Genomic DNA, 14,976 nt, shown 5'->3' with positions numbered 1-14,976 from the left:
GCGCCTCACGGGGGAGGAGCCCCGATGTACCCGGCACGCACGTCCGTCCGGGCTCCGCGGAGTGAGGCGGCCTAAAAATTGCGCATCATGTCGCTACAACGCCTTGACATATCGCCGCCGGTGCGGTTAGAAGCGTTCCGCGAGCCCCGCCGAGGGGCGAGCAGGAGCGCCCGTAGCTCAGCTGGATAGAGCGTCGGACTTCGAATCCGAAAGTCGCCTGTTCGAATCAGGCCGGGCGTGCCGGGCTCAACGGGCGACTCAAGCGTTCCGGCGAGATCCCGGGAGCCGTTCCAGGTTCAGTCGGTTTGACAATTCACTCGGGCCATTAGCTCAATTGGTAGAGCAGTGGACTCTTAATCCATTGGCTGAAGGTTCAAGTCCTTCATGGCCCACCAAGGATACGATGAGGATTTCGCGATCCTCATCCAGACCGAGCTGCTCCGCTGGACGATTCGTCGAGCGGACGGACCAGCCCGGTCGGTGATCTGGAAAGCACCTGGCCGAAGCCGTCGCGTACCTGCTCGGCCTTGCCGGGGTAGCCCTCCGTCGTCGTGAACGACGTGTGGCCGGCCCGGCTCTTGAGCTTGAGCGGGCCGCCCCCGCGCCGACCATGTTCGGCAGCCCGTGACCCATCTGCATCATCACGTGGTGGGTCATGTGGCAGTGCACGGCCCAGTCGCCAGGCTCCTCCGGGACGAGCTCGATGACCCGCGTGCTGCCGACTGGAACCAGGACGGTGGTCTCCGGGTACTGCGCGGACGCGGGCACATACCAACGCGCGCCTGGTTCCAGGCGGACGGCGTGAGCGCTCTGTTCCGGGCTGCACCTCGCGGACGCGGGGGAGCCGGCGGCATTCCACCGCCGGCTCGATCCGCCGACTGCGCCGGGTTCCAGAGAATCTTCTACCGACGCCACGCGACGCGGGCGCCTCAAGGCGCTCCGGCGCAGACTCCGCGTTCTCCCGCGACACCTCCGCATTCACGCGGCGCCACGCCGGCGAGGTTGACCTCTTCGCCGGCCGCGCTGTCCCGGGCGCGCGCCAGGCGCTCGGCAGAGCTGCGGCCGAACTTCAGGAACACCGCCGGCGTGACCACGATATCGAGCAGCGTCGACGAGAGCAGGCCGCCGAGGATCACGACCGCCACGGGCTGGAGGATCTCCTTGCCCGGCTGGCCCTTCGACAGCGCGATGGGCACGAGCGCCAGCGCGGCGGTGAGCGCGGTCATCAGCACCGGGACGAGGCGTTCGAGCGAGCCGCGGACGATCATCGCCTCACCGAACGACTCGCCCTCTTCCTTCATCAGGTGGATGTAGTGCGAGATCATCATGATGCCGTTGCGCGACGCGATGCCGCACAGCGTGATGAACCCGACCAGGGTCGCGACCGAGAGGACACCGCCGGTCAGAACGACGGCGAGCACGGAGCCGACCAAGGCGAGCGGGATGTTCAGCAGGATCTGGAGCGCCACCGTCCACGAGCGGAACTGCGAGTACAGGACCACGAGCATCCCGGCGAGGCTCGCGATCGAGAGCAGCCCGATGAGCCGCGACGCCGAGCGTTGGCTCTCGAATTGCCCGCCGTAGGTCGCGTAGTAGCCCGGCGGTTTGGGGATGGCGTCCACGGCGCGCTGGATATTGCTCACGACCTGCTCCAGATCGCGCCCAGCCACGTTGGCGGAGACCACGATCCGCCGCTGCGTGTCGTCGCGGCTGATCTGGTTCGGCCCCATGCTCTCCGTCACATCGGCGAGGTCGGACAGCGGCACCTTTGCGCCGCTGGGCGTATCGACCAGCGTGCGCCGCAGGACGTCGATGTCCTCGCGGAGCTCCGGCGGGTACCGCAGCACCACATCGATGGTCCGCTGGCCCTCCAGGATCTGCGTGACGGTGCTGCCCGCGAGCGCGAGCTCGAGCAGCTCGGCGAGCTGGCCGGCGTTGACGCCGAGCTGCGCTGCGCGCTCTCGGTTCACCTTGATGGCGATCTGCGGGATGAGCACCTGCTGCTCGATCTGCAGGTCCTTCACCCCCGCGACCCCCTGCATGGCGTCGCGCGCCGCCTTCCCGAGCCGCCGCAGCTCGCCGAGGTCCTCGCCGAAGATCTTCACCGCGACCTGCGCGCGGACGCCCGAGAGCAGGTGATCGAGCCGGTGCGAGATCGGCTGTCCCACGTTGACCGCCACGCCGGGGATCTTGTCGAGCCGGTCGCGGATGTCGCCGAGGATCACCTCCCGCTCCCGCTCGGACGCCCGGAGATCGACGTCGATCTCCGAGTAGTGGACCCCCTCCGCGTGCTCGTCGAGCTCTGCCCGGCCGGTCCGCCGCCCCGTCGAGACGACCTCGGGGACCTCGTGGATCAGCTGCTCGGCGAGGGTGCCGAGTCGGCTCGACTCCGCGAGCGAGGTGCCCGGCCTGGTGATCACGTTGATCGTGAGCGTCCCTTCGTTGAACGGCGGCAGGAACTCGCCCCCGAGGAACGGCACCGTCGCCGCGGCGGCGAGGACCAGCGCGCCCGCCGCTGCCATGACAGCCCCGGGGTGCCGCAGCGACACACCGAGCACGCGCCGGTCCGCGGCCTTGAGCTTGCGCACCAGCCAGCCGTCCTCGTGGCTCATCCGCCTCATGGACGGCAGGAGATACGAGCAGAGCGCAGGTGTGACCGTCAGGGATACAACCAGCGACGCCAGGATCGACACGATGTAGGCGATCCCGAGCGGCGCGAAGAGCCGCCCCTCGATGCCGCTCATGGCGAACAGGGGGACGAAGACCAGGACCACCACGATCGTCGCGAAGACGATGGAGCTCCGGACCTCGCTCGACGCGTCGCGGATGACGTCCATCGCCGGCCGCGGCGAGGCGAGCGCCCTGTTCTCGCGCAGGCGCCGGAACACGTTCTCCACGTCGACGATGGCGTCGTCGACGAGCTCGCCGATCGCCACGGCGAGCCCGCCCAGCGTCATCGTGTTGACCGACAGGTCGAAGGCCCGGAACACGAGCGCGCTCACGATGAACGAGAGCGGGATGGCGGTCAGCGTGATCGCGGTCGTCCGGAAGTTGAGCAGGAACAGGAACAGGACGATCGTGACCAGGATCGCGCCGTCGCGCAGCGCCTCGACCACGTTGTGGACCGCGCTCTGGATGAAGGTCGCCTGCCGGAAGAGGCGCGGGTTGATGGTGACGCCCGCGGGCATCGACCTCTGCAGCTCGGCAACGGCCCTGTCGATGCTGCCGGTGAGCGCGACGGTATCGGCGCCCGGCTGCTTCTGCACCGAGAGGATCACGGCGGGCTTGCCGTCGATCGACCCGTCGCCGCGCTTGATGCGCGCGGCCTCTTGCACCGTGGCGACCTGCGCGAGGGTGACCGGCGTCCCGTTCCGCAGGGCGATGACGGTCGCGGCGATGTCCGCTTCGGTCCGGGCGCGGCCGAGCGTGCGGACGAGGAACTCCAGCCCCCGCCGGTCGACGTACCCGCCGGTGGCGTTGGCGTTCGCGCCGGTGAGGGCGCGCGAGATCTCGTCGAGCGACACCGCCGCGGCCGCGAGCTTGGCCGGATCGACCGTGACCTGGATCTGGCGCACCTCGCCGCCGATGGGGATCACCTGCGCGACCCCCGGGATCGTGAGCAGCCGCGGCCGGATCACCCAGTCGGCCTGGGTCCGGAGGGTCATGGGCGAGACCCCCTCGCCCTGCACCCCGATCAGTAGGATCTCCCCCATGATCGAGGCGACGGGCCCCATCTGCGGCGTGACGCCTTCCGGGAGCTGCTCCGTCACCGTGGCGAGGCGCTCGGCGACGAGCTGTCGGTCGCGGTAGATGTCTGTGGACCAGTCGAACTCGACGTACACGACGCTCAGCCCGACGCCCGACGTGGAGCGCACGCGCTCGACGCCGGGGGCGCCGTTCATCACCCGCTCGAGGGGCACCGTGACCAGCGTCTCCACCTCCTCGGGCGCCAGCCCCGGGGCCTCGGTCATGAGGGTGACCGTCGGCCGATTCAGGTCAGGAAAGACGTCGATCGGGAGCTTCAGGAGCGAGTACGTCCCGTAGACGAGCACCAGCGCCGCCGCGGCGATGACGAAGAGGCGGTTCCTGAGGGAGAAGCGGATCAGGGTGTCGAACATGGTCCCTGCTAGCCCCCCGCGGCGAGGAGGACGGCCATGGCGCCCTCGACGACCACGCGCTCTCCCGCCGTCACGCCCGCCGTGATCCCCACGGCGCCGGCGGATTTCGGCCCGATCGCGACCGCGCGCAGCTCGAACGTCTCGGGGCCGGTCTTCACGACGACCGTGGGCGTGCCGCTGCGATCGAGCAGCGCCGGCACCGGGACCACGACGCTCTCGATGGACGCGCTCCCCGACATGCTGATGTTGGCGAGCGCGCCGACCCGCGCGCGCCGGTCCTTGTTGGCGAACTCGAAGAGCGCCTGCACGGTGCGGGTCGCCGGGTCGACGAGCGACGCGACCGCGAGGCGCCTGGCCTCGAAGCGCGTTGCGGGATCGGTGACGAGCGTCACCTCGGCGCGATCGCCCGCGAGGCGTGCCGCGTCCGCCTCCGGGATGCGCGCGTCGACCCAGAGCGTCGCGAGGTCGACGATGCGCCAAAGCTCGGTCCCCTCCGCGACCTGGGCGCCCGGGCTCACCCGGCCGGAGACCACCGTCCCGTCGATCGTCGCGCTGAGCTTCTGTGCTCCCGCCCCGCCCGCGAGCACCCCGACGTCCGCCCGGGCGCGCGCGACCTCGGCCCGGGCGATCTCCACCTCGGCCTCGGCGGCCTGGATGTCCTTGTCGGCGACGATGCCCTTGAGCTCGCGGCGTCGCGCGACCTCGCGCTCTGCCAGCCCGAGCCGCGCCTCGGCTGCGGCCACCCGGGACGCGGCGTCGCTGCGCGACAGCCCGAGCTGCGCGCTCTCCGCGCCGCCCAGGCTCGGCCTGAAGGTCCCGAGGAGCTGGCCTTTCTTCACCTCGTCGCCGAGCCGCAGGAACCCGCCCTCGGGCGGGAAGAGGCGGCCGGACGTCGGGGTCACGACGGCCAGCTCGCCGGCGGGGCGCGCGATCACCGTGCCGATCTGCCCGAGGCTCGTGGCCAGCGCGCCGCGCTTGGCGCGCTCCGTGCGCAGCCCGAGCAGGAACTGGGTCTCGATCGGCACGCGGGCCACGTTCGGGTCCGCCGCGGCGCTGGCTGCGGGCTTCGCGGGCGCGCTGTGGTCCTCGCCGCCGTGCGCGTCGGCGCGCTCCCCGAGGCCCGTGACCGCGAGGGCCGAGGCGATGGCGAGCGCGGCGGTGATGGCGCTGACGGTGGGCGGACGGGCGCGGCTCACGAGGCCACCTGCGGGAGCGCGGAACGATCCTCGGGGCGAAGGGTGGGGGCAGGCGGTTTCCGCCGCGAGCGCCGCCCGAGCGCATACCCGATCCCGCCGCTGAGCGCGGCGAGCGCTCCCGCGGCCGCCGCCAGACCGCCGAGGGGCACCTCCCGGCCCGGCGTCATCCCGGTCGGCGCGGCGGCGGGTTCGATGGCACCGAAGCGCAGGTCCCCGACGAGCACGAGGTCGAAGGCGTCCCCGGCCTCGACCGACACGACCCCGTTGGCGGTTGCTCCCTCCGGGGCCGTGGGGAGCGCGACCTCATAAACACCGGCGGCCGCCGTCTTCCCCGCGTCCGCGGCGAACGTCAGCCCCCCCTTCAGCTCGAGGCGGACACGCGCGCCCTCGACCGGCGCGCTGGAGTCGGCCCGGGCGACGTAGACGCGCGCGGGCAACGGTCCCTCCGCCTCCTTGGCCGGGTATTTGATGACGACCGAGAACACCGCCGTTTCCCCTGACACGACGTGCTCTGTCCCGGTGCTCGCGGCGCTCGGCGCGGCCGGTGCCGCATGATCCTCGCCGCCGTGCGCGGAGACGCGCGGGACCGACGCAACGATCGCGAGCGCCACGGCACAGGCGAGGTGCTTCTTGTGCATCATGGTTCTTCTCCGAGCGCGCGGGACAGCTCCGCGCGGGCTTTCAGGTAGGCGGCGCGCGCCTCGAGGATCTGGACGCGCGCCCGGGCGACGCGCTCGGCGCTGGCGAGGGTGTCGAACAGATCGACCTGCCCTGCTGCATAGCCCTTCTCGACCATCGCCTGCGCCTCGTCGAGCCGGGGAGCGATGGCCTGCCACCGCGCGAGGGCCGCCCAGCTCGCGTCGGCCGCGGACTTCGCGCGTGTGACCGCTGCGCTGATCTGTCGGGCAGTGATCGCGCCCTGCTCGCTGGCGGAGCTCGCGTCGGCGAGCGCGCGGGCTCGCTCGGCCTGGTTCCGGTCGAAGAACGGCAGCGGCACGGACAGCGTGATCTGAAGCTGCGTGCGCTCGTGCCGGGCGCCGCTCGCCCCGTCCGGGCTGACCGGCGAGGCCTCGCGCTCCTCCCGCTCCGTCTCGACCCCGAGGCCCACGGTGGGCTCTGGGAGGGCAGCGCGTGCGGCGAACGCGCGCCGTGCCTCGGCCTCTCCCAGCCGAGCCCGCCAGAGCCCGACCTCGGGCCGGCGGCGGAGCGCGGCGGCCACGAGCGCGTCGCGGCCACGGCCGTCTGGCGGCCGCACGGGCTCCTCCGCGACCCGGAGGGACGAGGGATCCGCGGCGGCGATGATCACCCCGACCCGCGCCTGCGCCCGCGCGAGCTCGGCCTGCGCGCCGGCGAGCTCGGTCATTGCACCGGCGCTCTCGGCGCTGGCCAGGATCGCCTCCAGATCCGACCGCTCACCGGCGCGGGAGGCCGCCGCGGTGCCAGCGGCGATGCGCTCGAAGACCCGGTCGAGCTCGGTCCAGACGGCGAGCTCGCGCTGCGCTCGCTCGAGCTCGATGAACGCTTCGGCCGTCTCGGCGAGCCCGTCGAGCTTCAGCACCGCCCCCTCAAGCGCAGCGACGGCGACCTTCTGCTGGCCGGCATCCGCCGCCGTGGCCGCGACCCCGAAGACGTCGAGCTCTTGTTCGATGCCGACCGAGAACGTCCGCTGCTCCGGGTGTCCGAACGGGGCGCCGAGGTCGACGCCCCCCGTGAGCACGGGGTTCGTGCGGGGCCAGCGCCCTGCGCCGGCCGCCTCCGCGCGTGCCGCGCGCGTCCCCTGCTTCGCCTCCACGGCCGCGGGCGACCGCGCGGCGGCGCGCGCCTTCACCTGGGCCCACGTCAGCGTCTCGCTGCGGGCGTAAGGCGCGGGCACGAGCGTCAGCGCGGCAGCCAGGGCCGCGAACATCGCGCGTCGGCTCCGGTGCAGGCGCCCGCTCGCCATCTCAGTGCCCCTCGTGTCCCGTGTGGGCGTCATGTCCCGCCCCCTGATGACCCTCGAGGTGGAACGCGAACCGGAGCGAGGTCGCGGTTCCTCCGGCCGGCGTGATGCTGAGCACCCCGTCCACGTGGTCCTGCTTGAACGGGTCGATCTTGCCCCGCAGGACATCGGCCTTCTCGTCATAGGCGAGCTCTACCTCCTTCGCCCCTGCGACGACGGGGCGGAGGCTCGCCGTGACGCCCTTCGCGGTGCGAGGCTTCTCGGCCTTGTCCAGCATCCAGACCGTGATGTCGCCGGTCTTCTCGAGCTTCACCTCGACATGGCCGCCTGCGAGCGACTGGACGACCCCGCCGTGGGGCGAGCCGTGGGCGTGATCGCCCGCCGGGTGGTCGGCGGGCGCGTCCGCGAAGGCCGCCGTCCCCCCGGCCGGCACCGTGAGCGTCATCTTCATCGGCGCGCTGCGGACCTTCAGGTCCCAGGTGTAATCCGCATTGTCCGGCGCCGGGCCCTTGGCCGAGAGCGAGCCCTTCGCCTCGTTCGGCGCGAGCGTCAGGGTCTGCTTCTCGCCCTTGCCCTTGGGCTCGATCGTGATGGTGCCAGTGACGTCCTTCGGCGGGATCGGCGTCCTCACTGCGTCGCTGGCGTACAGGTCGATGGCGCCGTCGGCCCCGATCACGACCTCGACGTGGTTGTCGCCCTCCATCGTGACCAGGCCGCCGTGACGGGGGTTGTGATCCGCGTGGGGGCGCGTGCTCGCGGCATGGTCGTGGGGCGCCTTCGTGGGGGGCGGCGCCGCGGCCGGAGCCTGTGTCGAGGCGGCTTTTTCGCGGTCATGGCCAGGTGTCTCCTTCGTGGAGCAGGCCACAAGCGGGATCGAGACGAGCAAAGAGAGAAGGATTTGGCGCATCGTGCTTTCCTGGAACCGAGGTTCTTGCCCTGGAGAGCAGGACCCTGAGCAATGAGCGCGCCAAGCCGCCGCGCGCAGGAATCCCGGGCTTCTGCGCGGCGTCCGGTCCTCGCGGTGACCTTGACGGTCACGAATTTGTGACCGGCTCGGTCACAGGCCGTCCCTCCACCGGGCCGGAAACCACGCCGGTCGGGCCTGATCGGTGGCTCCGCGTGCAGTCAGCGCTCCGATTGCGGCCCCGGTACGCGGCTTGCGAGGATGCTCCCGTCCATGGCTCCGCCCCCCGTTCCGCAGCGCCTCTATCGACTCCGCCGCCGGCTGCGCCTGGTCATCAGCCTCCTCGTCGCCCTGGTCGTCGTGAGCGGCATCGCCACCGTGCTCACCGGCCTCGCGTCCCGTCGCGCGATCCTGGAGGCCCACGACCTCGAGGTGGCCTCGCGCCGGGCTGCGCTGCTCAGCGTCACCGCGCGCGAGCAGTACATCCACGAGGCGCACACGATCATCCTGCGCGACCGCTCGCACGTCGAGCACCACGATGCCTGGGTGAACGAGCTCGGCGCGAAGCTCGCCGAGCTACGGCCCGGCCTCGACGCCGAGACGGCCACGATGCTCGACGACATCGGGAAGACGAGCCGCGAGCTCAGCCAGCTCTTCTCCACGGCCATCCTCCCCGCCATCGATCGGCAGGACTGGCACGAGGTTCACCACGCGCATGACCGCGCGAACGCGCTCGTCGACCGGATGACGGAGCACGCGGACAGCCTGGCGCGTCATTTCGACGAGCGCGCCATGGCCGCGGAGCGCCAGGCTGAGCAGTTCATCCGGTTCGCCTTGATCCTCGCGACGGCCGTCTGTGCGCTCGCCGCGGCGCTCGCCTTGATCGCCGGGCGCAAGCTCTGGAGCTCCTTCTCCACGCCGCTCTCGTCGCTCGAGCGCGTCGCCGAGCGCGTCACCGCGGGCGATCGCAGCGCCCGTGTCGAGCCGGTCGCAGCCGTGGAGCTCGCGGCGGTGGCCGACGCGTTCAACCGCATGCTGGACGCACTGTCGCGCACCGAAGCCGACCTGGTCGCCTCGGAGCGGCTGGCGGCGATCGGCCGCGTCGCCGCGGGCGTCGCGCACGAGATCAACAACCCCATCGCCGTGATCCGCGGCTACGTGAAGACGATGGCGAAGGAGGCGGAGAAGCCCGAGCTCCGCGAGGAGCTCTCGATCCTCGATGAGGAAGCGGCGGCCTGCCAGCGGATCGCGGAGGAGCTGCTCATGTACGCGCGCTCTCCGATCCTCTCGCCGCGCCCCGTGCAGGCGGAGGAGCTCCTCATGGACGCGGCCTCGCACTGCGACGGCGGGCCGGGGCGGCGCGACCAGGCCCCGCTCGTGGACGCCGAGCCGTCCTTCATCAACGTGGATCCGCTCCGGATCCGGCAGGTCATCGTCAACCTCGTGGCCAATGCGCGCGACGCGACCTCTGGAACCTCGGAACGTGAAGAGGTCATCGTGCGCGGACGGCGGCAGGACGATGGTTACCGCATCGAGGTCCTGGACCGGGGAGCCGGCATTCCCGCGGAGGCGCGCGAGCGCCTCTTCGAGCCGTTCTTCACCACCCGACGCGACGGCACCGGCCTCGGCCTCGCGGTCTGCTATGGTCTCGTGACCGCGCACGGCGGGACGATCCGGGCGGAGCCGAGGCCGGGGGGCGGGTCCCTGTTCGTGATCGACTTGCCGGGCGTCCTCACCGAAGAAGCCAGGGAGAGCCAGGAGCGCGCATGAAGCCGACAGTGCTCGTCGTCGACGACAAGGCGAACATGCTGGCGCTGCTCTCGAAGGTGCTCGGCAAGAGCGCCAAGGTCCTGACGGCGCGGGGCGTACGAACGGCGCTCCAGCTGCTTGAGACCGAGCCGGTCACAACGGTCGTCTGCGATCTGCGCATGAACGACGGGGACGGGCTCGAGGTGCTCCGGGCAGTGCGCGCGCGCTGGCCCGGAGTGCCTTTCATCCTGATGACCGCGTACGCGTCGGTCCCGACCGCGGTCCAGGCCATGCGCGAGGGCGCCTACGACTACGTGACAAAGCCGTTCGACCCGGACGAGCTGCGCGCGCTGGTCGAGCGGGCCATGGCGCAGGCCGCGGTGCTGAAGGGCGAGCACGACGCGCCGGAAGCGCAGGGCTTTGCGGGCATGACGGGGCGCTCACCCGCAATGCGGGCGCTCTACCAGCTTATCGAGCGCGTGGCGCCGACGGACGCGACCGTGCTCATCCTTGGCGAGACGGGCACCGGGAAGGAGCTCGTGGCGCGCGCCATTCATGAGCATTCGTCCCGCGCGTTGCACCGCCCCATTGCCGTCAACTGCGCCGCCATCCCCCGCTCGCTCATCGAGAGCGAGCTCTTCGGCCACGCGCGCGGCTCGTTCACGGGCGCCGCCACGGATCGCGCGGGCCTCTTCGAGGAGGCGCACGCCAGCACGCTGTTCCTCGACGAGATCGGCGAGCTGAGGCCCACGGTCCAGGCGAAGCTCACGCGCGTGCTCGAGGAGCGGGCGGTGCGGCGCATCGGCGAGTCGCGTGAGCGCAAGGTCGACGTGCGGCTCATCAGCGCGACGCACCGCGACCTCCGGGCCATGGTCAAGACCGGCGCTTTCCGCGAGGACCTGTGGTTCCGGCTCAACGTCTGCGTCGTCGAGCTGCCCCCGCTGCGCGAGCGCGCGGAGGACATCCCGCCCCTGGCGCAGCGGTTCCTCGCCGAGCGGGCGCCGCAGTCACGCTCGTCCGCGAGCGGGTTCTCGGCGGCGGCGATGAGCGCGCTCCAGATGTACCGGTGGCCAGGCAACGTGCGCGAGCTCAAGAGCGCCGTGGAGCGGGCGCTGGTCATCGAGACGACGAGCGAGATACGCCTCGAGTCGCTGCCGCCCGAGGTGCAGGGGGCGAGCCCGCTCCGGCTCACGAGCTCGAGCGATGTGGACCTCGCTCAGCTCTCGTACCGCGAGGCGGTCGACGCCTCGCGCGAGGAGATGAACCGGCGCTACCTGGAGGCCGTGATGCGCCGCTTCCGCGGCGACGTGCTGAAGGCCGCCGCCCACGCGGGCGTCGAGCGGGAGAGCTTCTACCGGCTCCTCCGCCGCTGCGGTCTCTCGGCCGACGACTTCCGCGAGGAGCGCCGGGGCACGGACGGCTCGAAGAACTGAGCGGGCATTCACCGCGAAGCATTGGCGAGCTGGCGTCTCGAACGACGGAAACCATTGACCAGCTCGCCAGCGATCGCCGGCGTCATGCGGCACCGCCTCCTGCGGGGAGCGCCGGGCAGCCGCTCAGAGCGATGAGCGGCGCTCGCGCGGTGCTTGGGATGTAAGGCGGCGCAACCATGAGCGTCAGCGAGGAGGGAGACGACATGAACCACGCGCATCACCACGAGCACGGCCACGCTCACGGGCACGGCCACCCTGCTCCCGCGGACCGAGACCGAGAGCGGGCGAAGGATCCGGTCTGCGGGATGACCGTCTCGCCCGAGACGGCCGCTGGGCGGCATGAGCACGGCGGTCGGACGTACTTCTTCTGCAGCGAGCGCTGCCTCGCCAAGTTCCGTGCGGAGCCCGAGAAGTACGCGCCAGTCCAGGCGAGGACCGAAGGAGAGCCCACGCTGGACCAGGGCATCACCACGTGCCCGATGCACCCCGAGGTCCGACAGACCGGGCCGGGAACGTGCCCCTCGTGCGGAATGGCCCTCGAGCCGGTCCAGCCGGTCCAGCCGGCGACGCGCGTCGAGTACGTCTGCCCGATGCACCCCGAGGTCGTCCGCACGGAGCCGGGCTCCTGCCCGATCTGCGGGATGGCCCTCGAGCCGCGCACGGTGACGCTCGAGGACGCGCCGAGCCCGGAGCTCGTGGACATGTCCCGGCGCTTCTGGGTGAGCGTCCCGCCGAGCCTCGTTGTCCTCGTGCTGGGGATGTCCGAGATGATCCCGGGCCAGCCGGTGCAGCGTCTCCTTGGCCACTGGCTCGTGTGGATCGAGCTCGCCCTCACCACGCCCGTGGTGCTCTGGTGCGGCGCTCCGTTCTTCGAGCGCGGCTGGGCCTCGATCAGGACTCGGCACCTCAACATGTTCACCCTGATCGCCATCGGCACGGGCGCCGCCTACGCGTACAGCGTCCTGGCCACGCTGGCGCCCGGCGTCTTCCCCCACTCCGTCCGGCATGGCGGCGCGGTCCCGGTCTACTTCGAGGCCGCCAGCGTCATCATCTCGCTGGTGTTGCTCGGGCAGGTCCTCGAGCTCCGCGCCCGCAGCCGGACGAGCAGCGCGCTCAAGGCGCTCCTCGGCCTCGCCCCGAAGACCGCCAGGCGTCTCGCGCCGGACGGGCAGGAGGAGGACGTCCCTCTCGAGCACGTGCAGCCCGGCGACCGGCTGCGCGTGCGGCCCGGCGAGAAGGTGCCCGTCGACGGAGAGGTCCTCGAGGGGAGCAGCGCGGTCGACGAGTCGATGGTCACGGGCGAGCCCATCCCGGTCGAGAAGCCGCCCGGCGCCCGCGTGGTCGGCGGCACCGTCAATGGTACGGGCGGCTTCGTGATGCGGGCCGATCGCGTCGGGCGCGACACCCTGCTCGCCCGGATCGTCCAGATGGTGGGCGAGGCCCAGCGCAGCCGCGCCCCCATCCAGCGCCTCGCGGACGCCGTCGCCGCGTACTTCGTGCCCGCCGTGATCGCGATTGCGGCGCTGGCCTTCGTGGTCTGGCTGCTCGTCGGGCCGGAGCCCAGGCTCTCCCACGCGCTCGTCAACGCGGTGGCGGTGCTCATCATCGCGTGCCCGTGCGCGCTCGGCCTCGCCACGCCCATCTCGATCATGGTCGGGACGGGGCGCGGCGCGACGGCCGGTATCCTGATCAAGAACGCCGAGGCGCTCGAGACCTTCGAGAAGGTCGACACCCTTGTCGTCGACAAGACCGGCACGCTCACCGAGGGCAAGCCGAAGCTCGCCTCCATGGCGACGCTGGGCGACCTCCCGCCGAACGAGATCCTCAGGCTCGCGGCGAGCCTGGAGCGCGGCAGCGAGCACCCGCTCGCGACCGCCATCGTCGCCGGGGCCCTCGAGCAGGAGCTCGATCTCCTGCCGGCAGAAGGGTTCCGGTCGATCACGGGCAAGGGCGTGGTGGGCACGGTGGCCGGGCGCTCGGTCGCGCTCGGCAACCTCAAGCTCTTCGAGGAGCTCGGTATCCCGCCGGACGATCTCCCGCGCCGAGCCGAGGAGCGCCGACAAGAAGGCCAGACCGCGATGCTCGTGGCGGTGGATGGCAAGGCGGCCGGCATCGTCGGCGTGGCCGACCCGGTGCGCGCCTCGACCGGCGAGGCCGTCCGTCTCCTCCGCGAGGAGGGCATCCACCTGATCATGCTCACCGGCGATAGCCGCACGACGGCGGAGGCGGTCGCCCGGAAGCTCGGCATCGAGCACGTCGAGGCCGAGGTGTTGCCCGATCAGAAGGCCGCGGTCGTGAAGCGCCTCCAGGCCGAGGGCCGCATCGTGGCGATGACGGGCGACGGTATCAACGATGCGCCCGCGCTCGCCCAGGCGCACGTCGGCGTCGCCATGGGCACCGGGACCGACGTCGCCATCGAGAGCGCCGGGATCACGCTCGTGCGCGGCGACCTCCGCGGGCTGCTGCGCGCGCGGAAGCTCAGCCGGGCGACGATGCGCAACATCCGACAGAACCTGTTCTTTGCGTTCGTCTACAACGCGCTCGGCGTGCCGGTCGCGGCGGGCGTTCTCTATCCCGTCCTCGGGCTGCTCCTTAGCCCCATGATCGCCAGCGCCGCGATGAGCCTGAGCTCGGTGTCTGTCATCGGCAACGCCCTCCGGCTGCGTCGGACCGAGCTCTGATCGAGGCGCCGGTGGCGCGAATAGGTCAGCGTCGGAACGGCAGGGACAGCACCTGCCAGAACTGCTGCGACGGCGGATAGCCCGCGGAGCGGTCGACGCCCAGGCGGCGCGGGGCCGCGTCCGGCCGGTACAGGAACGTCCCGAAGACCAGATCCCACAGCGGAAGTACGGTCCCGAAGTTCCGGGCCTCGTCGACGTCGGCGCTGTGATGATAGCGGTGCAGCTCGGTGCCGATGAACACGTAATTCAGGAATCCGGCGCGGATGTCGACATTGAAGTGCGATACCATCGTCTGGAGATCGATGAGCAACATCGCCGCGAAGACGGCCTGCGGCGACAGTCCCAAGATCAGCAGGGTCGACTGGATCAGCACCGCCGAGATGAGCGCGTTGAGAGGGTGAAACACGCCGTGCATCACCACGTACACGCGATCCGGAAGGTGATGCGCCAGGTGGACCTTCCACAGGAAGCGCCCCAGGGCTCCGTTGCCGTCGTGGCTGAGGCGATGGAACCAGTACTGCAGCAGCTCGAAGACCACGAGGAAGATTCCCACGCTGGGGAGCACGGAGGCACCGGCGAGCGGGCCCTGATGCCGCTCGCTCAGCCACAGGGCCAGGGTGCCGAAGCCGGTCCGCACCACCGCGATGGTGACGCCGGAAGCCAGCAGGTACTTGAGGTCGCGCCAGAAGCTCTGGCGGGTCATGCCCCAGTCTGGCGACAGCGGCAGCAGGCGCTCGACGGTGATGAGCAAGACGATCAGGCCGAAGAGGTAGCCCCACAGGGCGCGCCTCAGGTCCCAGCCCTGCGTCACGGCGGCGTAGATGATGTACAAGGTCACCGCAAGCAGCAGCGGGTAAAGCAGGCGGCTCATCATCCAGATCAGCGTTCCTCGCATGCGATGGATGCTGGGGTCGGGCGCCTCTTCCACCCAGCGACACGGGCCGCGGATTGAACGT

The 14,976-nt window shown here is 71.3% G+C and carries 9 protein-coding genes, 2 tRNA genes and 1 pseudogene; 5 read left to right on the top strand and 7 right to left on the bottom strand.

Going from position 1 to position 14,976, the window contains the following annotated elements:
- Positions 1-166 precede the first annotated feature (166 nt).
- Positions 167-240: transfer RNA gene (locus WMF34_RS41260), tRNA-Arg, on the top strand.
- Between the two features lie 79 nt (positions 241-319).
- Positions 320-395 (top strand) — tRNA-Lys (locus WMF34_RS41255).
- A 199-nt stretch (positions 396-594) separates the two neighbouring features.
- On the opposite strand, the pseudogene WMF34_RS41250 reads toward WMF34_RS41255, so the two are convergent.
- From WMF34_RS41250 to WMF34_RS41225, 6 genes and pseudogenes are all read right to left on the bottom strand, one after another.
- Positions 595-771, bottom strand: a pseudogene (locus tag WMF34_RS41250) (multicopper oxidase domain-containing protein); the annotation flags it as partial.
- A 158-nt stretch (positions 772-929) separates the two neighbouring features.
- Entirely contained in the window at positions 930-4,118 is a 3,189-nt protein-coding gene (locus WMF34_RS41245; protein WP_437991214.1) for an efflux RND transporter permease subunit, read from the bottom strand.
- An 8-nt stretch (positions 4,119-4,126) separates the two neighbouring features.
- Positions 4,127-5,314: an efflux RND transporter periplasmic adaptor subunit gene (locus WMF34_RS41240; RefSeq protein ID WP_012240721.1), complete on the bottom strand. Its 1,188-nt coding sequence runs from the start codon at positions 5,312-5,314 to the stop codon at positions 4,127-4,129.
- Positions 5,311-5,955, bottom strand: coding sequence for a hypothetical protein (locus WMF34_RS41235; protein ID WP_437991213.1), 645 nt, complete (start codon positions 5,953-5,955; stop codon positions 5,311-5,313). The genes WMF34_RS41240 and WMF34_RS41235 overlap by 4 nt, the downstream gene beginning before the upstream one ends.
- The gene (locus WMF34_RS41230) at positions 5,952-7,256 is read right to left on the bottom strand and encodes a TolC family protein (protein ID WP_437991212.1); all 1,305 of its coding nucleotides are present in this window, start codon (positions 7,254-7,256) and stop codon (positions 5,952-5,954) included. The genes WMF34_RS41235 and WMF34_RS41230 overlap by 4 nt, the downstream gene beginning before the upstream one ends.
- 1 nt (position 7,257) lies before the next feature.
- Positions 7,258-8,160 carry a hypothetical protein gene (locus WMF34_RS41225; protein WP_437991211.1) on the bottom strand — a complete coding sequence of 301 codons (903 nt, stop codon included), beginning with the start codon at positions 8,158-8,160 and terminating at the stop codon, positions 7,258-7,260.
- 270 nt (positions 8,161-8,430) lie between these two features.
- On the opposite strand from WMF34_RS41225, the gene WMF34_RS41220 reads away from it, so the two are divergent.
- The 3 genes from WMF34_RS41220 to WMF34_RS41210 all read left to right on the top strand — a co-directional run bounded on the left by WMF34_RS41220 (position 8,431) and on the right by WMF34_RS41210 (position 14,020).
- Positions 8,431-9,927 (top strand): sensor histidine kinase, encoded by a 1,497-nt coding sequence (locus WMF34_RS41220; protein ID WP_437991210.1) that lies wholly within the window; start codon positions 8,431-8,433, stop codon positions 9,925-9,927.
- Complete coding sequence (locus WMF34_RS41215) at positions 9,924-11,339, top strand: sigma-54-dependent transcriptional regulator (RefSeq protein WP_437991209.1); 1,416 nt, start codon at positions 9,924-9,926, stop codon at positions 11,337-11,339. The genes WMF34_RS41220 and WMF34_RS41215 overlap by 4 nt, the downstream gene beginning before the upstream one ends.
- A 203-nt stretch (positions 11,340-11,542) precedes the next feature.
- Positions 11,543-14,020 carry a heavy metal translocating P-type ATPase gene (locus WMF34_RS41210; RefSeq protein ID WP_437994702.1) on the top strand — a complete coding sequence of 826 codons (2,478 nt, stop codon included), beginning with the start codon at positions 11,543-11,545 and terminating at the stop codon, positions 14,018-14,020.
- Between the two features lie 25 nt (positions 14,021-14,045).
- Here WMF34_RS41210 and WMF34_RS41205 read toward each other — a convergent pair whose 3' ends face one another.
- Positions 14,046-14,915, bottom strand: a complete 870-nt coding sequence (locus WMF34_RS41205; protein WP_437991208.1) for a sterol desaturase family protein — start codon at positions 14,913-14,915, stop codon at positions 14,046-14,048.
- Positions 14,916-14,976 lie beyond the last annotated feature (61 nt).

This window comes from Sorangium sp. So ce145, assembly GCF_051525985.1.
Taxonomy (GTDB): Bacteria; Myxococcota_A; Polyangia; order Polyangiales; family Polyangiaceae; genus Sorangium; species Sorangium cellulosum_B.
This window is presented reverse-complemented; position numbering and strand designations above follow the sequence as displayed.